We start from the raw sequence: 23448 nt of genomic DNA, 5'->3' as shown, positions 1-23448 counted from the left end.
TTTCAGGGAGGGAATCCCTGAAGAACGGGAGTCAGACGGGTTTCTTGCGCGGCGCGGCCTTGCGTGCTGCCGCTTTCTTCGCAGCCGCGGAGGCGGCGTCGGTTTTATCCTCGGCGCCGTCCGCCGGCTGCCCGGCGCTGTTCTCGCCAGCAGCGGCGGCAGGCTGGCCAGCGCCCGTCGGGTCGAGCGGGCCGGTCATGCCGGGCTGAAGCATCGCGAGATGCGCAAGCTGATTGAACTGCGATTGCAGCACGTTCCACCAGCCGGTCGGATCGAAACCGGGCGGCGGCGCGGACGCCGTCTCGCTGGCTTCCTCGCCTTCAGCCGATGTCTCGCTCGCGGGCGCAACGCTTGCCGCCGCCTGCTTCGGCGCTTCCGGCTTCGCCGCACCGCTCATCGGCCAGCCCGCGCTCGCCGCTTTCGCGTTCTCCGTCGCGGCGTTGTGCGCGCTTTCTACCGATGTCTGCGCAAACGCGCCGAACGCGCGCAGCGTCGCGAGCGTCGCGCGCTGCACTTCGAGCGCCTGGATCGCCGATTGCAGCATGTTGAGATTGAGCTTCAGCCAGTGCTCGACGGCGCGCATGTCCGTCACGCGCTTGTCGAGTTCTTCGATGTTGGTGAGCGGAGCGAGCATGTCCGACATCATCGAGAGTGAGGGACCCATGCCCTGCCCGCCGCCCGGCATCGCGGCGGCGAACGGATTCAGACGCATCAGTTCCCACATCTTGCCCATCATGTCGGCCTGGCCGAATCCGGGAAAACCGGGAATCGTGTAGGGCGGCGTACCGCCAGTGTTGTCGGTCATTCGACTCTCCTTGTTTTCTTGCGTGTGAGATTCGCGCCGCTCAGAACGGCGCGCCGCCCGGAAAATCCGGCGCGCGCCGCTCGCGCAACGAGCGCATGCCTTCGTGCACGTCAGGGCCCGCGAAGCCCATGAATTCCAGCGCGAGCGACGTATCGAAGGTCGGCCCCGCCGAGCGCAGCCAGTTGTTGAGCGCGTACTTGGTCCAGCGGATCGCAGTCTGCGAGCCTTGTGCGAGACGGTTCGCCACTTCGATCGCCTTCGGCATCAGTTCGTTCTCTTCGACGGCGAGCGACACCAGTCCGATGCGCTCCGCCTCCTCACCGCTCACCGGCTCGCACAGCAGCAGATAGTACTTGGCCTTCGCCATGCCGCACAGCAGCGGCCATACGATTGCCGCGTGATCGCCCGCCGCGACGCCGAGCCGCGTGTGCCCGTCGATGATGCGCGCCGACTTCGATGCGATCGAGATATCGGCGAGCAGGCCCGCGACCAGCCCCGCGCCGACTGCCGGACCGTGCATCGCGGAGACGATCGGCTTGCCGCAGTTGATCACGTTATAGACGAGATCGCGTGCCTCGCGCCACACGCGCGCGCGCACGTCGAAGTCGTTCGCCATCTCCTCGACGAGGCCGAGATCGCCGCCCGCCGAAAAACCCTTGCCTTCGCCGCGGATCAGCGCGACGCGCGTATCGGGATCGCGATCGATGTCGCGCCAGATGTCCGCGAGCTCGCGATGCATGTTGGCGTCGGCGGTGGACAGGCCGCTCTTGTTCGCGCCCGCGCCGGGCATCACCACTTCGAGCACGCCGTGCGGATGGCGGCGCAACTCCAGCGATTTGTAGCTCGCGTAAAGAGAGAGATCGCTCATGGTTCTGTTCACTGAAGGGTTAGCGCGGCTGGTATATCCACTTGCCGTCGCGGATCTCGACCATCACGCGCGCGCGCTGGTCGAGGCCGATGTGATCGTTGGGCGTCATGTTGACCTGCCCGTTGGTGTCGGAAAAATTCTTCGTGCCTTCGAGCGCATCGCGCAGCGCGCTGCGAAATGCCGGCGTACCGGGCGCGCCCGCTTTCATCGCGATGGGCACCGCGCGATTGAGCAGCATGCCCGCGTCCCACGCATACGAGCCGAACGCCGATACGGTGCCCGCCCCCTGCTTCGCCTCATACAGTTTGATGTATTCGAGCGCGAGACGTTTGGCCGGATGATCGTCGGGCAGCTGCGCGGCGACGAGCACCGGGCTCGCGGGAAGGAAGGTGCCGTTGCAATCCGCGCCGCACACGCGCAGGAAGTCGCGATTGCCCACACCGTGATTGTGATACACCTTGCCCTTGAAGCCGCGCTGCGCGAGCGTCTTCGGCGGCAACGCCGCGGGCGTGCCGGCCGCGCCGACGACGACCGCATCCGGCTTCGCCGCGAGAATCTTGAGAATCTGCCCGGTCACGCTCGGATCGGTGCGATTGAAGCGCTCGTTCGCGACCACTTCGATCTTGTGCAACTGCGCGAATTTCGCGACTTCGGCATAGAAGGTCTCGCCGAGCGCGTCCGCCTGACCGATATACGCAAGCGTCTTCACGCCATGATTGCTCGCATGTTCGGCGATGGCGGAGGCCATCATCGCGTCGGTTTGCGGCGTCTTGAAGACCCAGCGGCGCTTGTCGTCGACCGGCTCGATGATCTTCGACGACGACGCGAGCGAGATCATCGGCGTTTGCCCTTGCGCTACGACATCGATCATCGCGAGCGAGTTCGGCGTGATCGACGAGCCGATGATCGCATCGACCTGATCTTCGCTGATGAGCTTCTTCGTGGTTTGCACGGCCTGCGTGGTGTCGGATGCATCGTCGAGCACGATGTAATCGACCGGCTTGCCGCCCATTTCCTTCGGCAGGAGCGCGACGGTGTCGCGCGCGGGAATGCCGAGCGACGCGGCCGGTCCCGTGAGCGAGAGCACGAGGCCGATCTTCACGTGCTGCGCCGTCTGCGCGAATGCCGCCGTCGTCGCGGCGAGCGCGAATGCCGCGCCCGCTAGGAATGTCCACTTGCCTGCCGCCATCGAAGTCTCCTTTTTTTGATCGTTTTATTGCTGCGCGAACGCAGCCCGGCAAAGTGTAAGGCGAGGCTTGCGCACGCCGCATCGGGCTAAACCCGTTCAATGCTCCGGCTGCACGACCGCCTGATCGATCGCGCCGAAGATCGACTTGCCGTCTTCATCGAACATCTCGATCTTCACGCCGTCGCCGAACTTCATGAATTCCGTCTGCGGCGCGCCGTGCTCGATGGTTTCCAGACAGCGCTTCTCGGCGATGCAGCAGTAGCCGCGCTTCGCGTCCTTGTTGGAGATCGTGCCCGAACCGACGATCGAGCCCGCGCGCAGGTTGCGCGTCTTCGCCGCGTGCGCGATCAGTTGCCCGAAGTGGAACACCATGTCCGTGCCGCAATCCGGCTGGCCGACTTTCTTGCCGTTCCAGTGCACGATCATCGGGCGATGCACGCGGCCTTCGCGCCACGCGTCGCCGAGTTCGTCGGGCGTGACGGCGACCGGCGAAAACGCCGTCGCGGGCTTGCTCTGGAAGAAGCCGAAACCCTTCGCGAGCTCGGCGGGAATGAGATTGCGCAGCGACACGTCGTTCACGAGCATCAGCAGACGCACGCTGCGCAGCGCTTCGTCGGGCATCGCGGCCATGTGGACGTCGGACGTGATCACCGCGACTTCTGCTTCGAAGTCGATGCCATACGATTCCGTCGCGCACACGATGTCGTCCGTCGGGCCGATGAAGTCGTCGCTGCCGCCCTGATACATCAGCGGATCGGTCCAGAATTCGGGCGGCATATCCGCTTTGCGCGCCTTTCGCACCAATTCGACGTGATTCACATACGACGAGCCATCCGCCCACTGAAACGCGCGCGGCAGCGGCGCCATGCAGGCTTTCGGATCGAACGGGAAAGTATTGCGCGCGTGGCCGGTGTTCAGCGCCTCGTAGAGGTCCATGAGTTGCGGCGCGTAGAAGGTCCAGTCATCGAGCGCGCGTTGCAGCGTCGAGACGATTCCATCGGCGATGGCCGCCGTGCGCAGATCGCGCGATACGACGACGAGCTGGCCGTCGCGTGTGCCGTCCTTCAATGTTGCGAGTTTCATGGCGCGGGGTCGGTGACTTGGGATGACGTTAAGGGAAATCTATTTTACGATGGTGAATCCCCTTGCCGTGCTTTCGCGCTTCATGCAATCGATCCCATCCGCTGGTCCCGACGACGAAGACAACCTCGACGCCAACGACGCCGCCGAGGAGAAAACACGCTCCGGCATTCAATCGATCGAAGTCGGCTTCCGGCTGCTCGACGTGCTCACCAACGAGCCGCGCGCGATGATGCTGCGCGACCTCGCGCAGCGCGCGGGCATGAGTCCGGCAAAGGCGCATCGCTATCTGGTGAGTTTCCTGCGGCTCGGGGTTGCATCGCAGGACCCGGTTTCCGGGCGCTATGAACTCGGCGGCTTCGCGTTGCAGATGGGTCTCGCGCGGCTTGCGCGCGTCGATGGCGTGAGGCTCGCGCGCATCGCGCTCGCGCAGATGCGCGACCGGCTGGATCAGACGGTCGGGATCGCGGTATGGGGCAATCAGGGGCCGACCGTCGTGCACTGGATGGAATCGAGCCATCCGGCGAAGGCATCGCTCAAACTGGGCGACGTGATGCCGCTGCTCACGTCGGCCACCGGTCTGCTCTTCGCCGCGTATCTGCCGCGCAGCAAGACGCAGCCGATGCTGGAGCGCGAACTCATCGCGATGAAGCAAACCATGGCCGATGTCGAGCCGCTTTTCGCCGAAGTGCGCGAGCACGGCGCGGCGCGCGTCGAAGGCATGCTGCTGCCGACGATCCACGCGTTCTGCACGCCGGTGTTCGATTCGACCGGTGAGCTCGCGCTCGGCCTCATCGCGCTCGGGCACGAAGGCACGTTCGATACGCGCTGGGGCGGTGAAATCGATTCCGCGTTGCGCGAGTGCGCGCGCGAGCTGTCTTACGAATTGGGGTATAAAGCGGGCGAGCGCTGAGCGCGTTCGTCGACGTGGGCGAGGAACATCGTTTCCATCGCGCGTGTCTTACGCGTTTCGCCTCCCCGCCACGCGCTTCCTTCTCCCAGCACGATGTCACTGTTTCAATTCCGCCGTCCTCGCCTCGCGTCGGGCGAGCCGCCCGACGCCGCCCCCGAATCCGCCACGCCGCGCCGTTGGGGGCGCTGGGCGCTGGCCGTGCTGATCGTCGCGGGCCTGCACCTGAGCGCGATGCGGTGGATCGAACACAATCGCCAGCCGACCAACGCGCCGCCCGAGACGCCGCCCGTGCAGGTGGAACTGCTGACGCCGAAGCCGATCGCCCCGCCCACGCCGCAGCCGCCCGCGCCCACGCCGCCGAAACCGGCCGCACCGACGCCCGTGCCAGCACACGCGCCATCGAAGCCCGCCGCGCCCGCGCCCGCGCCGGTGCTGAGCGCGGCGACGCCTCAACCGGATGCGCCCGTCGCTGCGTCCGGCGTCGCTGCGTCCGCGCCGGCGACGACGACGCCCGCGTCAAGTCCTGCGGCGGCGCCAGCGCCCGCATCGCAAGCCGCTGCCGCCGCATCGGGTGACAGGTTCAGTGTTCCGCCTACGGGCGAGTTGCGTTACGACACGCTCGTCAACGGCATGATGAATCAGACCGGCACGATCCACTGGATCAACGACGGCCAGCGCTACGAGATGGTCGTCTCGATTCCCATCCCTTTCGTCGGTCCGTTCGTGTATTCGAGCAAGGGCCATATCGACGGATTCGGCATCGCGCCGGAGCAGTATTCCGAGCAGCGCGGCCGCCGCGCCGCCGATGTCGCCATCTTCAACCGCGACACGAAGCAGATCGTCTACACGAAGACGCCGCAAAGCCAGCCGCTCGCCGACGGCGCGCAGGACCGCTTCAGCGTCGTCATGCAGCTCGCGAGCCTCGTGCGCGGCGCGCCGGACAAGTACAAGCCGGGCGTGACGCGTCAGTTCAGCGTCGCGGACAACGACAGCAGCGAAATCTGGCCGATTGAAACCGTCGGCGACGAAACCGTGCAGGCGCGCGGCGGCTTCACGACGGCGCGCCATTTCACGCGCCTGCCGCGCAAGGAAGGCGACCGCCGCAGGCTGGACATCTGGCTCGCGCCGTCCATCGGCTGGCTGCCCGTGCGGATTCTGCAAACCGAGCCGAACGGCATGCAGGTCGAACTGCTCTGGGCCGGCAAGCTCACCACCGCGCCGCCGCCGTCGGCGGCACAAGATGTCACACCGGGCACGCAAGCTGCGCCTGAGGAATCCGCGCCAGCCGCGCCCGCAACGCCCGAGGCGGACAAACCGTAACGCCGCCGTCACACTCCGTGACACCCGGGACAGCGAAACGCGGCATCGCGTGCAGTCAATCGGAAACAGCATCGCAAACCGCATTCTTTACGGAGCCGACATGCAGTTGACGATCAATCGCATCGATACACGCTATGTTCTCGACAACGAAGGCGGCGGTCCCTGGCTCGTCTTCATCCATCAACTTGCCGGCGATCTCTCGGTGTGGGACCAGATGGCCGGCTACTTTCGCCACGGCTTCACCGTGCTGCGCTACGACCTGCGCGGGCACGGCGAAACGGCCGTCTCGCCCGACGCCTTCACGATCGACGATCTCGCCGACGATCTCGCGACGCTGCTCGACAAGCTCGGCGCGCCGTCGGCGCATGTGGTCGGGCTGTCGATCGGCGGCATGGTCGCGCAGAAACTCGCGATCAACCATGCCGACAAAGTGGAGACTCTGACAGTCGTCGGCGCGCCGGCCTTTATTCCGGAGGACGCGCGCCCGACCTTCGCGCAACGGGCAGCTTCCGTGCGCGAAAACGGGACTGCGAGTATCGTGGACACAACGCTCGAGCGCTGGCTCACGCCTGACTTCCGCAAGGCGCATCCCGAAGTGGTCGAGCAGATCGCCGATACCATCTCAAACACGCCCGCAGAGGGCTTTGCACGTGCCGCCGAAGCCGTCAGCCGTTTCGATGCGCGCGACAAACTGCCAACTGTGACGAAGCGCACGCTCGTCGTCGCGGGTCAGCACGATGTTGGCACGCCGCATGCTGCCTCAAAGGTTGTTGCAGACGTAGTGCCGGGCGCGCGATTCGAACTTCTCAATGCGGCTCACTTGTCACCGGTGGAGGAATCGCAGCGCTTTTCCGCGCTTTTGGGAGATTTCTTACGCGGTTCCACCTGATTTTTCCTGTTTTTGTTGCAGAGAAAGCCTCGATACCACTGGCATCACGTCGAGGCCACCCCTTGAATTCCAACCCAATCGCTCCAACTAAGCGTCAGGATTGCCACGGAGCAAACAAGGAATAAGGAGTGTCGCCATGCAAATGATCTACAACAGCCCCAACTATTGCGTCGTCGAATTTCCGCCGCAGGACAACCATCTCGCCATGAAGGCGGGCGGCTACGAGATCGTCGACAAGAACACGCAACGGGAAATTTTCATCGACGGCGCGCTCGCCGCGAAGTTTCGCGAGCACGTGCAACAGTTGATCGCGGAAGAGCCGTCGCTCGAAGATGTCGATGAATTCCTCGGTCAGTTCGATATTCTGATGACCCAACCCGTCGTGCTCCACTGATGCATGCACGCGCGCGGGCGGCTCGCCGCCGTCCGCGCCCGCCGCCGCCCGGACTCGCGGCTGAAGGCGACACTCGCCATTTCCTAAAGACCCCGCCCCGCAACTGGCGGGGTTCTTTTTTGCCCGACAGATTCCGGTCCGCGAAGCCCGCCCCGAGAGCGACCGCCCCGCGCTGCGGCTACAATGTCAGGCTATTTCACATTTGGTGCAGGCCTCGTCCGTCATGACCCAGAACGCCCTTCCGAAAGCCCCCGCGCGGGCCTACACGCGCGGCGCCGCGCTGCCCGCGCTGCTGCAAAAGCGCATCCTGATTCTCGACGGCGCGATGGGCACGATGATCCAGCGCTACAAGCTCGACGAAGCCGCGTATCGCGGCGAGCGCTTCAAGGACTATGGCCGCGACATCAAGGGCAACAACGAGTTGCTGTCGATCACGCAGCCGCAGATCATCCGCGAGATTCACGAGCAATACCTCGCGGCGGGCGCGGACATCATCGAGACGAACACATTCGGCGCGACGCGCGTGGCCCAGGCCGATTACGGCATGGAAGACCTCGCCGCCGAGATGAACATCGAGTCCGTAAAGGTCGCGCGCGAAGCCTGCGAAAAGTATTCGACGCCGGACAAACCGCGTTTCGTCGCGGGCGCGATCGGACCGACGCCGAAGACCGCGAGCATCTCGCCCGACGTCAACGATCCGGGCGCACGCAACGTGTCCTTCGACGAACTGCGCGACACGTACTACGAACAGGCGAAGGCGCTGCTCGACGCGGGCTGCGATCTGTTTCTCGTCGAGACGATCTTCGACACGCTGAACGCGAAAGCGGCGCTGTTCGCGCTCGACCAGCTGTTCGACGACACCGGCGAACTCGTGCCGATCATGATCTCGGGCACGGTCACCGACGCCTCGGGCCGCATTCTCTCCGGTCAGACGGTGGAAGCGTTCTGGAACTCGCTGCGTCACGCGAAGCCGCTGACCTTCGGCCTGAACTGCGCGCTGGGCGCTGCGCTGATGCGGCCGTATATCGCCGAGCTGTCGAAGCTGTGCGACACGTACGTGTCCTGCTATCCGAACGCCGGCCTGCCGAATCCGATGAGCGACACCGGCTTCGACGAAACGCCCGACGTGACCTCGGGATTGCTGAAGGAATTCGCGACGGCGGGCCTCGTGAACATCGCGGGCGGCTGCTGCGGCACGACGCCGGAGCATATCGCCGAGATCGCGAAGGCGCTCGCGGAAGTGAAGCCGCGCGCTTTTCCGTCGCAATATCGCGAGGTTGCGTAAAAGCGCGCCTGACATCGAACAAGAGATACCAGACATGACCGATCACACCATGCGCCTTTCCGGCCTCGAGCCGTTCAACGTCACCGACGGCTCGCTTTTCATCAACGTCGGCGAGCGCACCAACGTGACCGGCTCGAAAGCGTTCGCGCGCATGATCCTGAACGGCCAGTTCGACGAAGCGCTCGCGGTCGCGCGGCAGCAGGTCGAAAACGGCGCGCAGGTCATCGATATCAATATGGACGAAGCCATGCTCGATTCGAAAGCCGCGATGGTGCGCTTTCTGAATCTGATCGCATCGGAACCGGATATCGCGCGCGTGCCGATCATGATCGACTCGTCGAAGTGGGACGTGATCGAAGCGGGCCTGAAGTGCGTGCAAGGCAAGGCGATCGTCAACTCCATCTCTCTAAAGGAGGGCGAAGACGCGTTCAAACATCACGCGAAGCTGATCCGCCGATACGGCGCGGCATCGGTCGTGATGGCGTTCGACGAAAAGGGTCAGGCAGACACGTTCCAGCGCAAGACCGAAATCTGCAAGCGCTCCTACGACATCCTCGTGAACAAAGTCGGCTTCGAGCCGGAAGACATCATCTTCGACCCGAACATCTTCGCGATCGCGACGGGCATCGAGGAACACAACAACTACGCGGTCGATTTCATCAACGCGACGCGCTGGATCAAGCAGAACCTGCCCCACGCGAAGGTAAGCGGCGGCGTGTCGAACGTGTCGTTCTCGTTTCGCGGCAATGATCCCGTGCGCGAGGCCATCCATACCGTGTTCCTGTATCACGCGATCCAGGCCGGCATGGACATGGGCATCGTCAACGCGGGCATGCTCGGCGTATACGCCGATCTCGACGCCGAGTTGCGCGAGCGCGTGGAAGACGTCGTGCTCAACCGCCGCGACGACGGCACGGACCGCCTGCTGGAAGTCGCCGACAAGTTCAAGACCGGCGCGGCGAAAAAGGAAGAGAACCTCGAATGGCGCAATCAGCCGGTCGAGGCGCGTCTGTCGCATGCGCTCGTGCACGGCATCACGAACTTCATCGTCGAAGATACCGAGGAAGTGCGCGCGAAGATCGAAAAGGCAGGCGGGCGTCCGATCAACGTCATCGAAGGGCCGCTGATGGATGGCATGAACATCGTCGGCGACCTGTTCGGCGCGGGCAAGATGTTCCTGCCGCAAGTGGTGAAGTCGGCGCGCGTGATGAAGCAGGCGGTCGCGCATCTGATTCCGTTCATCGAAGAAGAGAAGAAGCGTCTCGCCGATGCCGGCGCGGACGTGCGTCCGAAAGGCAAGATCGTCATCGCGACCGTGAAGGGCGATGTGCACGACATCGGCAAGAACATCGTGTCGGTCGTGCTTCAGTGCAACAACTTCGAAGTGGTCAACATGGGCGTGATGGTGCCCTGCGCGACCATCCTGCAGAAGGCGAAGGAAGAAGGCGCGGACATCATCGGGCTGTCGGGACTCATCACGCCGAGTCTCGAGGAAATGGCTTACGTCGCCTCCGAAATGCAGCGTGACGAATACTTCCGCGGCAAGCAGACGCCCTTGCTCATCGGCGGCGCGACGACGTCGCGCGTGCATACGGCCGTCAAGATCGCGCCGCACTATGAAGGGCCCGTGGTCTACGTGCCGGATGCGTCGCGGTCGGTGTCGGTGGCTTCGAGCCTCCTGTCGGACGAAGGCGCGGCGAAGTATCTCGACGAACTCAAAAGCGACTACGACCGCATCCGCACGCAGCACGCGAACCGCAAGGCGCAGCCGATGGTCACCTACGACGAAGCGCGCGCCAACAAGACGAAGATCGACTGGAGCGCGTACACGCCGAAGAAGCCAACCTTCATCGGGCGGCGCGTGTTCAAGAACTACGACCTCGCCGATCTGGCGAAATACATCGACTGGGCTCCGTTCTTCCAGACCTGGGATCTCGCGGGCCCCTATCCCGCGATTCTCAACGACGAGATCGTCGGCGAATCGGCGCGGCGCGTGTTCTCGGACGGCAAGTCGATGCTCGCGCGCCTGATTCAGGGCCGCTGGCTGACGGCCAATGGCGTCGTGATGCTGCTGCCCGCGAACACCGTGAACGACGACGACATCGAGATCTACACGGATGAATCGCGCTCGCAGGTCGCGATGACGTGGCGCAATCTGCGTCAGCAGAGCGTGCGTCCGGTGGTCGATGGCGTGATGCGTCCGAACCGCTCGCTCGCCGATTTCATCGCGCCGAAGGATTCAGGCGTGAAGGACTATATCGGCATCTTCGCGGTGACGGCGGGCCTCGGCGTCGACAAAAAGGAACGACAGTTCGAGGCCGATCACGACGACTACAGCGCGATCATGCTCAAGGCGCTCGCCGACCGTTTCGCGGAAGCGTTCGCCGAAGCGCTGCACGCGCGCGTGCGCCGCGAACTGTGGGGTTATGCGCAGAACGAAACGCTCGACAACGATGCGCTGATCGCGGAAAAGTACGCCGGCATTCGTCCCGCGCCCGGCTATCCGGCATGCCCGGATCACCTCGTGAAGCGCGATATGTTCGAAGTGCTTCAGGCAGACGAGGTCGGCATGAGCGTCACCGAATCCCTCGCGATGCTGCCGGCCGCGAGCGTTTCGGGCTTCTATCTCGCGCATCCGGACAGCACGTACTTCTCGGTCGGCAAGATCGGCGACGATCAGCTCGCGAGCTACGCGCAACGCATGGAAATGTCCCTCAAGGATGCCGAACGCGCGCTCGCGCCGCAGCGCTAAAAAAATGCGGCGGTAGTAGGGCTTTCGCGAGAGCGTTGGAAAAAAACATACGCGGCGTGTGATGGCGAAAAAAAGCGCCGCGTAATCGGCGGGAATTTTTTAGTTTTCGTAGACTTGCTCCTGCGATGCGCCGTCACGACGACGGACACGCATTTTTCGTCACGGAGATAAGTCGCATGAAGAAGCTGACGTCCGCCGTAAGCGTTGCGATCGCAGCCGCCGTTCTCGCCGCAAGCTCGGCAGCGATCGCGCAGCCGGCCAGCAGCACCACTGCGTCGTCGTACTCGCCGCCGCAGACCGAGCACAAGAAGAAGCCCAAGAAGCCCAAGAAGGCGCCCGCGCCGAAATCTTCGATGGGCGGTCAATCGCAGTAAGACGGTTTCATCGGAAGAAAAAAACCCGCATCGTCGCCGGTGCGGGTTTTTTCATTCGTGGCAGCGCCTCAGGCACGTGACGCTCAGACGCCCCAGAGAATATCCTTGTTGTCTTTCTGGGCGAGCCGCAGCATGTCGATGAACGGAAACGCGCGCTGCGCGAGTCCGACCGGATGCTCGTGCGGCACATGACCTTCTTCACCTTCGTGAAAATGGCCCTCGTGCTCCGCGCGCTCTTTCTTGTCGGTGGCAACGGCCGCTTCGAGTTTCTGGATGGCCGCCGGAATATCTTCGTGCGTGATGACGCCCCGTGCGGTCAATTGCTTGCCGATGATGCCGAGCAAGTATTCCGCGAGGTTTTCCAGCATGATGACGTCCGGTGAGGCCGGGCTTTTGAATGTGATGAGCATGGCATGGTCCTTTTGTTTGAATTGGGTCATAGGCGGTTTGCTAACGAAACACGCAGACGAGCCGGTCTCCCTGACAACATGACGACACCCTGATTCGACATATTAGCACCTGCTAAAATCCCCACTTCATGTGGTAGTCGATTCTGTTCGGCTGCCAACACCGCATACCGGGGCCGACGCGTCGCGAAGCCGCCGTCCGAGTCGGGGCAGACGCCGATCAGCGCCCCGTCAGCCCTCGCTCCACTGGATCACATTCAGCATGCTGCCCGCACACAAACACACTCTCGAAACGCTCCTTACCGACGCGGTCCAGCAGGTCGCGCAAGGCACTCTGGCGGCAGGCGAAGCCGCTTTCGTCGCGCCCACGATCGTCCTCGAACGGCCGAAAGTCGCGGCGCACGGCGATGTCGCATCGAATGTCGCGATGCAGCTCGCCAAGCCGCTGCGCGCGAATCCGCGCCAGCTCGCGCAGCAGATCGTCGATGCGGTGCTCGGCCTTCCGGCGGCGCAGGGTCTCGTCGAGGGCGCCGAAGTGGCGGGTCCCGGCTTCATCAATCTGCGTCTTGCCGCCACCGCCAAGCAAGCAGCGATCCCGGCCGTGCTGAGCGAAGGCGCCGCCTTCGGCCGCTCGACGCGTGAAGCGGGCAGACACGTGCTGGTCGAGTTCGTGTCGGCGAATCCGACCGGTCCGCTGCACGTCGGCCACGGCCGTCAGGCCGCGCTCGGCGATGCGCTCTCGAACCTGCTCGAAACGCAGGGCTACGACGTGCACCGCGAGTTCTACTACAACGACGCCGGCGTGCAGATCGCCAACCTCGCCGCCTCGACCCAGTTACGCGCGCGCGGCCTCAAGCCGGGCGACGCCGGCTGGCCGGAAGGCGCCTACAACGGCGAGTACATCGCCGATATCGCGCGCGATTACATGGCGGGCGAAACCGTCGCAGCAAAGGACGGCGAGCCGGTCAAGGGCACGGGCGACGTCGAGGATCTCGAAGCCATCCGCCATTTTGCGGTCGCGTATCTGCGCCACGAACAGGACATGGATCTGACCGCGTTCGGCGTGAAGTTCGACCAGTTCTATCTGGAGTCTGCGCTGTACAAGGAAGGCCGCGTCGAGAAGACGGTCGCGTCGCTCGTCGATGCCGGCAAGACCTACGAGCAGGACGGCGCGCTGTGGCTGCGCACCACCGACGACGGCGACGACAAGGACCGCGTCATGAAGAAGTCCGACGGCACGTACACGTACTTCGTGCCGGACGTCGCGTATCACGTAACCAAGTGGGAGCGCGGCTACACGAAGGTCATCAATATCCAGGGCTCGGACCATCACGGCACGATCGCGCGCGTGCGCGCCGGCCTGCAAGGTCTCGGCGTCGGCATTCCGAAAGGCTATCCCGACTACGTGCTGCACAAGATGGTCACCGTCATGCGCGACGGTCAGGAAGTGAAAATCTCGAAACGCGCGGGCAGTTACGTCACCGTGCGTGACCTGATCGAATGGTCGGGCGGCCTCGCGCCGGGTCACGAAACCGCACCCGATCAGATCGACGAAGACACCATCCGCCGCGGCCGCGACGCGGTGCGCTTCTTCCTCATCTCGCGCAAGGCGGATACCGAATTCGTATTCGACATCGACCTCGCGCTCAAGCAGAACGACGAGAATCCGGTCTACTACGTGCAATACGCGCACGCGCGCATCTGCACGATTCTCAACGACTGGAAGGAACGCTACGGCGGCGATCTGTCGAAGGTGGCGCAGGCCGATCTCTCGCCGTTGTCGAGCGACCGCGCGATGGCATTGCTCAACAAGCTCGCCGAGTTCCCCGAGATGCTCTCGCACGCCGCCCACGAACTCGCGCCGCACGCGGTCGCGTTCTATCTGCGCGATCTCGCTGGCGAATTTCACTCGTTCTACAATGCGGAGCGCGTGCTCGTGGACGATGAGAAAGAGCGCACGGCCCGCATCGCGCTGCTTGCCGCGACGCGCCAGGTTCTCGAAAACGGTCTCGCGACCATCGGCGTCTCCGCTCCTCAAAAGATGTAATCGCCCGTTGCCTCTCGCCCGACGCGCACGCAAATCGGATTATTCCGGCGTGTGCGGACGGGAGCATGGCGCGGGTGTGCCTTGCCCCACGGCTATAATCGTCGCCCAACCAGAAGACTTTCTCGCAGGTGATTCATACGATGGCAAAACCACGCCGCACATCGAAGCAGTCGAAGCAAACCGGGGGAACGTTTATCGGCATCGTGCTGGGCCTGATCGTCGGCCTCGCGATTGCCGTGATCGTCGCGCTGTACATCACGCGCGCACCCACGCCGTTCGTGGCGAAGGTCGCGCCGCCGCCGTCGGAAGCCAACTCCGCGCCCGCCGCCGCGCAGCCGTACGATCCGAACCGTCCGCTGCAAGGCAAGACGCCGGGTCAGGCCGTGCCGCAGGCCGCGCAGCCCACGCCGCCGAACACCGCGCCGGGTCAGACCAACAATCAGACGCAGTCGTCGGGCGTGCTCGACGAGCCGCAGATCGTCGAAGTGCCGCCGTCGGGCGGGACTGCGTCCGCGCCGAAGACGGCGAGCACGACGCCCGCCAAGAAGCCCGAGGCCGCGCCTAACGCCACCAGCAACGCCAACGCCACGCCGCCGAAGGGCGGCTCGGCGCCCACGACGGCAAAGACCACGCCGCCCGCGCCCGGCGAGCCCAATACCGGCTACTTCCTCCAGGTGGGCGCGTACAAGACACAAGCGGATGCCGAACAGCAGCGCGCGCGTCTTGGCTTCCAGGGCTTCGAATCGAAGGTCACGCAGCGCGATGCGGGCGGCGTGACGTACTATCGTGTGCGCATCGGGCCCTTCGCGAAGTTCGAGGACATGAACACGGCGCGTCAGCGGCTGTCCGATGCGGGTGTCGATACGGCCGTGATCCGTTTCTCCAAGCAATAACGCAGCAACGAAGTCCACATGCACGCGGCGTTTAAGCGTGGCTTAAGCGTCGTGTGTCCCACTTATGGACCTGCTTTTGTTCCGTCGCGTATCCATTGCTTCTCTTTCCAATCATGAAAAAACTGTTTAGCGCGTTGGCTCTTTCCCTCGGCGTCGCAGCCGCTTCGATGAGCGTCGCGAGTTCGGCGATGGCCGCGCCCGCCGCCGGCAAGGACTACACGGTGCTGCAGGCGGCTCAGCCGATCGCCGCGCCCGCGGGCAAGGTCGAGGTCATCGAGTTCTTCTGGTATGGCTGCCCGCACTGCAACGAGTTCGAGCCGTACCTCGAGGCATGGGCGAAGAAGCAAGGGCCTGACGTCGTGTTCAAGCGCGTGCCGGTGGCGTTCCGCGACGACTTCATTCCCCATTCGAAGATGTATCACGCGCTCGACGCGCTCGGTGTCGCCGACAAGGTCACGCCCGCCGTGTTCAACGAGATCCACGTGAAGAAGAACTATCTGCTGACGCCGCAGGCGCAAGCGGATTTCCTCAAGACGCAGGGCGTCGATCCGAAGAAGTACATGGACGCCTATAACTCGTTCTCGACGCAGAGCGCCGTGCAGCGCGACGCCAAGCTCCTGCAGGACTACAAGATCGACGGCGTGCCGACGATCGTCGTGCAGGGCAAGTACGAAACCGGCCCGGCGATGACCAACAGCCTGCCGGGCACCACGCAGGTGATGGACTTCCTCGTCCAGCAAGTCCGCGACAAGAAGCTTTAAACCCTCCCGCGCCGGCATGACCGAGGTTCGACTGAAGATTTTCATCACCGGCGCATCGAGCGGCATCGGCCTCGCACTGGCCGAGGAATATGTGAAGCGCGGGGCCGTGCTCGGCCTCGTCGCCCGCCGCGCCGATTCCCTCGCGGCCTTCGCGGCCCGCCATCCTCGAAGCGTCATTTCGATCTATCCCGCCGACGTGCGCGACGCCGACGCGCTCGCCGATGCCGCGCGCCGTTTCATCGCGGAGCATGGCCCGGCGGATATCGTCATCGCGAACGCGGGCATGAGCCGAGGCGCGCTGACGGGCCACGGCGATCTCGACACCTTCCGCACCGTCATGGACGTGAACTACTTCGGCATGGCCGCGACGTTCGAGCCCTTCGTCGCGTCGATGACGGCGGCGCGGCGCGGCACGCTCGTCGGCATCGCGAGCGTCGCGGGCGTGCGCGGGTTGCCGGGCGGCGGCGCATACAGCGCGTCGAAAGCGGCGGTGGCAAAGTATCTGGAAGCGTTGCGCGTCGAAATGCGGCCGCTCGGCGTCGCCGTCGTCACGATCGCGCCGGGCTACGTGCGCTCGGAGATGACCGCGCACAATCCGTATCGGATGCCCTTTCTGATGGACGCCGACCGCTTCGCCACGAAAGCCGCCGACGCCATCGCGCGCAAGGTCCGCTACGCGACGTTTCCATGGCAGATGCGCGTCGCGGGCATGCTGATGCACGCGCTGCCCCGCTGGCTCTACGACGCGCTCGCCGAGCGCGCGCCGCGCAAGCCACGCGCGGGAGAGTAAATCGGGAGGTTAGGGTTCAGTGAGGCGGAGGACGTCGAACTGATCGTCCAGTCACCGTCACGCGCGCAATGTATGACAAAAAATTCTCTGAATTCTTGTCAATGATCCAATATGGATTGCTAGGTTTAAGACAAACCGTGTAGACGATAGAGCGCGTCATCGCAGACAGTGAGGGACAGTTCACCCGCATTGGAACCCGATGATCTTCCCCCCGTCCCGCACGTTGTCCGTCAGCGGCGCTGCGTTGCCCACGCTGCCCGATGGCTCATCGGCCCTTCGATTGAGCGCCATCAAGGGCGAGGAAAAACTCTCGACCCTCTACCGATACGAGTTGCTTCTCTCCACGTCGCTGGAGATGCCCGAGGCGCTGGCGGCATCGATCGATCTGAAGACTCTGATCGGCAAGGAGCTGACGGTAACCATTCAGCTCGACGGCATGAGCGCGGGCACACGCGAGATCAGCGGCATCGTGACGGAAGCCGGATTCGTGGATCGGTTGAACCGTATATCACGCTATCGGGTCGTGCTGCAACCCTGGCTTGCCCTTGCGGACTTGCGTTCGGACTACCGAATTTATCAACGCAAAACCGTCGTCGAGATCATCGAAGAGGTGTTGGGCAACTACCTCTATTCGTACGATCTGCGGCTGAGCAGCGCCTACCCCGCGATCGACTATCAGGTGCAATACGGAGAGACGGATTACCGCTTCATCCAGCGCCTGATGGCCGAACACGGCATCTACTGGTTCTTCGAGCACTCGAACAGCTTTCACCGGATGGTGCTGGTCGATCATGTGGGCGCACACAAGCCGGTCGACAGCGCCGCCTATCACACGCTGTGGTACTACCCGCCTGATCACAAGATCGACCGCGAGTATATCGATCACTTCACGCTCACCGAGCGTATCCAGACAGGCATCTGGGCGACCGACGACTACCACTTCAAGAAACCCGCAGCGCAACTCGAAGCCAGCAGCGAACTGCCACGCGATACCGCGCACAACCGGCTCGAACGCTATGAGTGGCCCGGCGACTACACCGAACGCGACGAGGGCGAACAGGTTGCGCGGCTTCGCATGGAAGCACTGCACGCACAGAGCGAAGGTGCCGCCGGTGAGGGCAATCTGCGCGCCGTCGTATGCGGCACGACCTTTACGCTGACGGGCCATCCCCAGCCGAACGCGAACCGTGAGTATCTGGTGCTTCGCGCGAAGCTGGATGCGCAGGAACTCGCCGATGCAACCGGCACCGGTGAACGCTTCCGCATCCGGGTCGAGTTCGATGCACAGCCGGCCACGACCGTGTTCCGCCCGTCGCGCGAACGCTATCCGAAGCCGCGCACCACCGGACCGCAGACCGCAGTGGTGACCGGTGCGCCGAATAGCGAAATCTGGACGGACCAGTACGGGCGCGTGAAGCTGGCTTTCCATTGGGACCGCCACGGCGCGAAGGATCATCGTTCGTCGTGCTGGGTGCGGGTGTCGTACCCGTGGGCGGGCAGTAACTTCGGGGGCATCCACATTCCGCGCGTGGGGACCGAAGTCATCGTCGATTTCGAGAATGGCGATCCGGACCGGCCTGTGGTGATCGGGCGCGTCTACAACGCGCAAACGATGCCGCCGTGGGATTTGCCGGCCAATGCGACGCAAAGCGGCCTGCTCACACGCTCGTCAAAAGGCGCGGGTTACGAGAACGCCAACGCGATCCGCTTCGAGGACAAGCGCGGCGCCGAGCAGGTCTGGATTCAGGCTGAGCGCAACCTCGATACCGAGGTCGAGCACGACGAAACGCACACGGTGGGTCACGACCGCACGAAGCGCATCGGTCACGACGAGTCGGACCGGATCGGACGCAACTGGACGCTGCATACGGGCGGCTACAAGTTCGAGACCATCGATCTCGCGGCGGTGCAGAACGTCGGGCTCGGGCATATGCTCAACGTCGGGCTGGCGTACAACATGAACGTGTCGGTGGGCTGTACTTGCGCAACGTCGCGCTGCAGATGGCGAGCACGGTGGGCATGAGCCGCACCGATCGCGTGGCGCACGAATGGACGTCGGACGTCGGGCATACGTATGCCGTGACCGTGCGCGGCAAGGCGGTGAGCGACGCGGTCAAGGCGGATCTGGCCCGGCCCGTTGATGTATCGCCGGAGTTTGCGGCGCAGTTGCCCGCGCCGGTGTCGAGCGCGGAGTCGAACCAGTTGCGCATCACCGATGCTGGCGACGCGCATCTGTCGGGCGCGAAGCAGGCGCAGTTGGTCGGGCCCGGTGGCAAGGTGACGATCGATGCATCCGGCATCACGATCGAGGGCGTCAGCATTCGCCTGAAGTCGCCGGTGATCAGCATGACGGGCGGCGGCGCGGACGGCCTTCCGCCGGTGACCGAAGCGGACTGCGCCGAGTGCGCGAAGAAGACGACGAGCAGCCATCCCGTCGATGTCGCGACCGGTCAGAAGGTGCTGGTGCAGCACGACTTCACGTTGCCGGGACGGATACCGATTCGCTGGGGGCGCAGCTATCGCAGCGCGGATCAGCGCGCGGGTAGTCTGGGCATCGCATGGAAGCTGCCGTACGCCACCGAGATTCGACGCAGCGCGACGGGCCTCGTCTACTTCGATGCCGATGGCCGGCAACTGCAGTTTCCGGCACTGGAGGCCGGACAGGATCACTTTCATGCGATCGAGAAGTACACGCTCGTGCGCGACGTGGACAGCGCGACGTTCATCGTGCGCTTTGGCAACGGCGTCGAGGAGCACTATGCGCCGCATCCGAACGACGACGCGCGCTGGCAACTGCAACGTGTCACGAACCGCGATGGCCACGTGCTGCTGCTCGGCTACACGCCGAAGGGTTATCTGCGGGAAGTACGCAACAACGTCCATGCGGTGCATTGCATACTCGATGACGCGGGCCGCATCACGCAGGTGCTGCTGGGCGATATGTGTCTCGCCAGCTACGTCTACGATGCGCAAGGCGACCTGATTGAGGCGACCAATCGTGCGGGACTTACATGGCGCTATGCGTATCGACGCCATCTGCTCACGCACTACCGCACGCCGGCGGGCGCGACGCACATCTGCGAGTGGGCTGGCGATACGCCACAGGCACGCGTGACACGCACCTTCGCCTATGTCGATGACAACAAGAGAATCACCCGCGACACGCGCTTCACCTATCTGCCGGGCGCGAGCACCACGCGCGTCACCGATGGCCTGGGGCGCACAACCGAATACCACTACAACGGCCTGTGGGCGGTGGACCGCGTGCTGTATTCCGATGGCGCGATCCGTCAGACGCACTTCGACGAAACCGGCAGCATAAGCGGCTACACCGACGAACTCGGCCGCGCGACGCGCATCGTCAACGACACGCGCGGCAACGCGACGACGATCATCGACGCTGCGGGCAACGTCACGCGCGTGAGCTACGACGAGTTGAATCAGCCGATACAGATCGCCGATCCGGCGGGCCAGCTCTGGCAACGCGCGTACGACGATGCGGGCCATCTCGTCACCGAGACCGATCCACTGGGCAACACGACGTCCTATGCGTATCGCGACGGCATGCCGGTTACGCGCACCGATGCGCTCGGCAACGTCACGCGCATGCAATGGGATGGCGCGGGCCAGATGATCGCCCGTACCGATTGCTCGGGCCATACGACGCGATACGACTACGACACGCTCGGCAACCTCACGCAGACCACCGATGCGCTCGGCCACGCCAGCTTCTACGCAACGAGTGGCGCAGGACGCTTCACGGGCTACCAGCCGGCGGGCATGGGCTGGTGGCGCATCGACTACGACGAGGCGGGCCGCGCGGTCGCGCATCGCGATCCGCTGAAGCGGATCACGCGCACCGAGTGGGATGCCTACGACCAGCGGCTCGCGGTCATCGACCCGGCGGGCGGTGCGCAGCGGTTCGAGTACGATCCGATCGGCCGTGTGACCGCATTGCACAACGCGAACGGCGACACGACGACCTTCACCTACGATAGCCGCGATCGCCTGATCGAACAGACGGGCTTCGACGGACGCAGACAGTCGTTCCGCTACAACGCGGCGGGCGAGATGACCACGCGCACCGATCACGGCGACGATGGCCAGATCATCACCGACATCACGTATGACGTGCTGGGCCGCGCGATCGAGCGTCGCGCGAGCGATGGCAGCCAGGCGAGCTATCGTTACGACGCGCGCGGGCTGCTCACGCAGGCGCAGGCGTCATCGCCGGGTCAGACGCCGAGCCAGATCACGTTCGAATACGATGCCGGGGGGCGGCGCACGGCGGAAGTGCAGGCGCATCATGGGCGCGTGTGGCGGCTTGCGCATGAGCTGAATGCGCTGGGTCATCGCACGGCGAGCCGGATGCCCGGCGTGGGCACGCTGGCGTGGCAGCGCTATGGATCGGGACATGTGCATGGCGTGCTGCTCGATGGCGCGGCGCTCGCGAGCTTCGAGCGCGATGCGCTGCACCGTGAAACGGTGCGTGTGCAGGGACCGGCGGCGCATCACTATGGCTATGGGCCGACGGGACAGCTCGCGCAACATCAGTGGCAGAATCTGGACGCGCGTGGCCGTGCGCTGGAGTCGCCGCGTGCGTGGCGCAACTGGAGCCACGACGAGAGCGGCCAGATCACAGCGTTGCGCGATGCATGGCGCGGCGAGAAGCAGTATCGCTACGATCCGCTCGCGCGGTTGATCAGCGTGAACGGCGGGCGCGCCGGGGACGAGGCGTTCGCCTACGATGCGGCGGGCAATCTGCTCGCGGTGGGTCACGCGGGATGGATCGGTCGGGCCGAAGGCGACCGGTTGCAGGCGTTGGTGACGCCGGAGGTGGCCGCGCCGCAGGCGCTGCTGTATGAGCACGATGGTCACGGCAACCGGACTACGCGCACGGTGCCGTTGCCGCCCGTGCCAGAACCGACGGCGAAGGACAGCTTCATCCGGGTGATGGATACGATCACAGGTGTGCAACCGAAGGCGACGCCCGAACCCCGGCCGCACGTGACGCGCTACCGCTACGACGGCGCTCACCAGCTTGCAGCCATCGATCACGACGATGGCGCGCGCAGTCGCTACACGTACGATGCGCTGGGGCGACGTATCGCGAAGGAACATGCATCGGCCGATGGCGTGCAGAAGACAACGCTGTTCGTATGGGATGGCGACTGGATGATGCAGGAGGTGCATGCAGGCGATACGGCGCGTGATGATCGTCAGATCGTGTATGTGCCGCATCCCGATCACGCGGGGCCGCTCGCGAAACTCGAGGGCGGGGTGGTGTTCCACTACGTTACGGATCATCTGGGCACGCCACAGGAACTCTATGATGACCAGCGCAAGGTGGTGTGGGCGGCGGAGTTCAGCGCGTACGGAAAGATGCGGCATTGCTTCGCGCGCGAGGTGGAAAATCCGATACGGCTTCCCGGCCAGTATTACGATGTGGAGAGCGGGCTGTGTTACAACCGGTTCAGGTATTACGATGCGCAGGCGGGGAGGTATGTTAATCAGGATCCGATTGGGTTGTTAGGGGGGGCAAACAAATATGCCTATGTTCGAAGTCTCCCCGTACGACGAGTCGATCCGCTAGGTCTGCAGGCTCTCGCGGGGTTTTCCGGAGCCGAAGCAATACGGCAACAAGTATCACTCGCCCAATGGATGCAGGATAACGGTGCCAGTCAGGATGACATTGGCAAGGTGCTCGCTTCCTCACCCAATCCCGGCGCTCGATCAATCGGTGATGCTTGGCGGGATTTTCACGGATCAGTGTCCGTCGATGGGGGCATCTCAGGTCATGTTGCCGCTGGCGGTGGGGCAGCTGTCGGCATCGCATTCAGCAAAGCACGCGAGGATGCACTGCCGGATGCTTGTTTGTATCTGAATCTTTCTCAGACTGCTGGTCCAGGTGCGGCCGGTGGACTTGCTGTAAGCACTACCCTCAGTTCCTCACCGACTATAACGGGGAGAAGTCTGTCATACGGCGGGTTCGCCACAGGAGGGCTGTTAGCAAAAGGGGGGGGCTCTGTTCAGACGGACAGCGTTAATCTGTTAAACGCGACGAGCGGATCTATCTCCGGAAGCGTGGGAGTAGGCGCTGGTACCGCTGCTGGATTGATAGCATCTCAACAATATTCACTATGCCTCAGACATTAAATGTTAAAGCAATTCTTCTTTTATAAAAGTGAAACGCGAGAATTTTATTCATCCATGCCATTGCAAGAGGCTCGCGGTGCGATCCATCAATCACTCTGCGTTCAGGTATCTGGCTTACGGCGGACCGAAGGGCTTACTGGTTATTTGAAAAATAATGAAGTTCGATTGGCGTATATGCATTCGAATCTGCTTAACGCGTGGTACGTGGTATTTGTTGGTAAAATGATTGCCTCTGACGACGGCTCTCGATTAACTGGGTTCTATCGAAAGTCATACGTGAGTCGGGCGGTTAATTTTAGTTTTGCATTGTTTTCATGTTTTTCAATCTTCATGATGATGTTATTGGCGAAATTCGGTGAGGTGTCGGAGGCGAAAATCATTGCATTTTCAATTGCACTTCTGACCATACTATTTGCAATATTTTCATTCATTAGGTTTTGCATGGCTTTATCTAGCAGAGATGAGAATGTGATCGATTCTGAAATACGCAGAATTCTAAGATGCAGGGTGTAATACCGACCAAGT

Annotated in this window: 18 protein-coding genes; 13 read left to right on the top strand and 5 right to left on the bottom strand. The window is 63.5% G+C overall.

Annotated features, from left to right (window positions below):
* Positions 1-31: 31 nt before the first annotated feature.
* From NK8_RS00765 to NK8_RS00750, 4 genes are all read right to left on the bottom strand, one after another.
* Positions 32-805, bottom strand: a complete 774-nt coding sequence (locus NK8_RS00765; RefSeq protein ID WP_213226853.1) for a PhaM family polyhydroxyalkanoate granule multifunctional regulatory protein — start codon at positions 803-805, stop codon at positions 32-34.
* A 40-nt stretch (positions 806-845) separates the two neighbouring features.
* Complete coding sequence (locus NK8_RS00760; protein WP_061172633.1) at positions 846-1673, bottom strand: enoyl-CoA hydratase/isomerase family protein; 828 nt, start codon at positions 1671-1673, stop codon at positions 846-848.
* A 19-nt stretch (positions 1674-1692) separates the two neighbouring features.
* Entirely contained in the window at positions 1693-2862 is a 1170-nt protein-coding gene (locus tag NK8_RS00755) for an ABC transporter substrate-binding protein (RefSeq protein WP_213226852.1), read from the bottom strand.
* Between the two features lie 96 nt (positions 2863-2958).
* The gene (locus tag NK8_RS00750; protein ID WP_162064718.1) at positions 2959-3945 is read right to left on the bottom strand and encodes a fumarylacetoacetate hydrolase family protein; all 987 of its coding nucleotides are present in this window, start codon (positions 3943-3945) and stop codon (positions 2959-2961) included.
* A gap of 22 nt (positions 3946-3967) precedes the next feature.
* Between NK8_RS00750 and NK8_RS00745 the strand changes: the two genes are divergently transcribed.
* From NK8_RS00745 to NK8_RS00715, 7 genes are all read left to right on the top strand, one after another.
* Entirely contained in the window at positions 3968-4855 is an 888-nt protein-coding gene (locus tag NK8_RS00745) for an IclR family transcriptional regulator (protein WP_213226851.1), read from the top strand.
* 93 nt (positions 4856-4948) lie between these two features.
* Positions 4949-6175 carry a DUF3108 domain-containing protein gene (locus tag NK8_RS00740; protein ID WP_213226850.1) on the top strand — a complete coding sequence of 409 codons (1227 nt, stop codon included), beginning with the start codon at positions 4949-4951 and terminating at the stop codon, positions 6173-6175.
* A 100-nt stretch (positions 6176-6275) separates the two neighbouring features.
* Positions 6276-7064 (top strand): alpha/beta fold hydrolase, encoded by a 789-nt coding sequence (locus NK8_RS00735; protein WP_213226849.1) that lies wholly within the window; start codon positions 6276-6278, stop codon positions 7062-7064.
* A gap of 136 nt (positions 7065-7200) precedes the next feature.
* Positions 7201-7458 (top strand): DUF3567 domain-containing protein, encoded by a 258-nt coding sequence (locus tag NK8_RS00730; RefSeq protein WP_162064715.1) that lies wholly within the window; start codon positions 7201-7203, stop codon positions 7456-7458.
* A gap of 223 nt (positions 7459-7681) precedes the next feature.
* Positions 7682-8743 (top strand): homocysteine S-methyltransferase family protein, encoded by a 1062-nt coding sequence (locus tag NK8_RS00725; protein WP_213226848.1) that lies wholly within the window; start codon positions 7682-7684, stop codon positions 8741-8743.
* A 34-nt stretch (positions 8744-8777) separates the two neighbouring features.
* A complete protein-coding gene (metH, locus tag NK8_RS00720; RefSeq protein ID WP_301549863.1) occupies positions 8778-11495 on the top strand; it encodes a methionine synthase in 2718 nt (905 codons plus the stop codon).
* A gap of 176 nt (positions 11496-11671) precedes the next feature.
* Positions 11672-11869 (top strand): hypothetical protein, encoded by a 198-nt coding sequence (locus tag NK8_RS00715; RefSeq protein ID WP_143327941.1) that lies wholly within the window; start codon positions 11672-11674, stop codon positions 11867-11869.
* 83 nt (positions 11870-11952) lie between these two features.
* Here the strand turns inward: NK8_RS00715 and NK8_RS00710 are convergent, their stop codons facing one another.
* Entirely contained in the window at positions 11953-12279 is a 327-nt protein-coding gene (locus NK8_RS00710) for a DUF1840 domain-containing protein (RefSeq protein ID WP_162064713.1), read from the bottom strand.
* A 259-nt stretch (positions 12280-12538) separates the two neighbouring features.
* Here NK8_RS00710 and argS point away from each other — a divergent pair, with 259 nt between their 5' ends.
* The 6 genes from argS (at position 12539) to NK8_RS43635 (ending at position 22923) form a co-directional block, all read left to right on the top strand.
* Complete coding sequence (argS, locus tag NK8_RS00705) at positions 12539-14323, top strand: arginine--tRNA ligase (RefSeq protein ID WP_213226846.1); 1785 nt, start codon at positions 12539-12541, stop codon at positions 14321-14323.
* A gap of 140 nt (positions 14324-14463) precedes the next feature.
* Positions 14464-15216, top strand: coding sequence for an SPOR domain-containing protein (locus tag NK8_RS00700; RefSeq protein WP_162064711.1), 753 nt, complete (start codon positions 14464-14466; stop codon positions 15214-15216).
* A gap of 113 nt (positions 15217-15329) precedes the next feature.
* Entirely contained in the window at positions 15330-15977 is a 648-nt protein-coding gene (locus NK8_RS00695) for a thiol:disulfide interchange protein DsbA/DsbL (RefSeq protein ID WP_162064710.1), read from the top strand.
* A 16-nt stretch (positions 15978-15993) separates the two neighbouring features.
* Positions 15994-16767 (top strand): SDR family oxidoreductase, encoded by a 774-nt coding sequence (locus tag NK8_RS00690; protein ID WP_213226845.1) that lies wholly within the window; start codon positions 15994-15996, stop codon positions 16765-16767.
* 199 nt (positions 16768-16966) lie between these two features.
* Positions 16967-18790, top strand: coding sequence for a type VI secretion system Vgr family protein (locus tag NK8_RS43640; protein WP_213226844.1), 1824 nt, complete (start codon positions 16967-16969; stop codon positions 18788-18790).
* Positions 18748-22923, top strand: coding sequence for an RHS repeat-associated core domain-containing protein (locus NK8_RS43635; protein WP_367657776.1), 4176 nt, complete (start codon positions 18748-18750; stop codon positions 22921-22923). The genes NK8_RS43640 and NK8_RS43635 overlap by 43 nt, the downstream gene beginning before the upstream one ends.
* Positions 22924-23448: the final 525 nt, after the last annotated feature.

This window comes from Caballeronia sp. NK8 (assembly GCF_018408855.1).
In the GTDB taxonomy this organism is placed as follows: domain Bacteria; phylum Pseudomonadota; class Gammaproteobacteria; order Burkholderiales; family Burkholderiaceae; genus Caballeronia.
The sequence above is the reverse complement of the archived record's forward strand: the minus strand, read 5'-3'. Positions and strand labels throughout refer to the sequence as shown.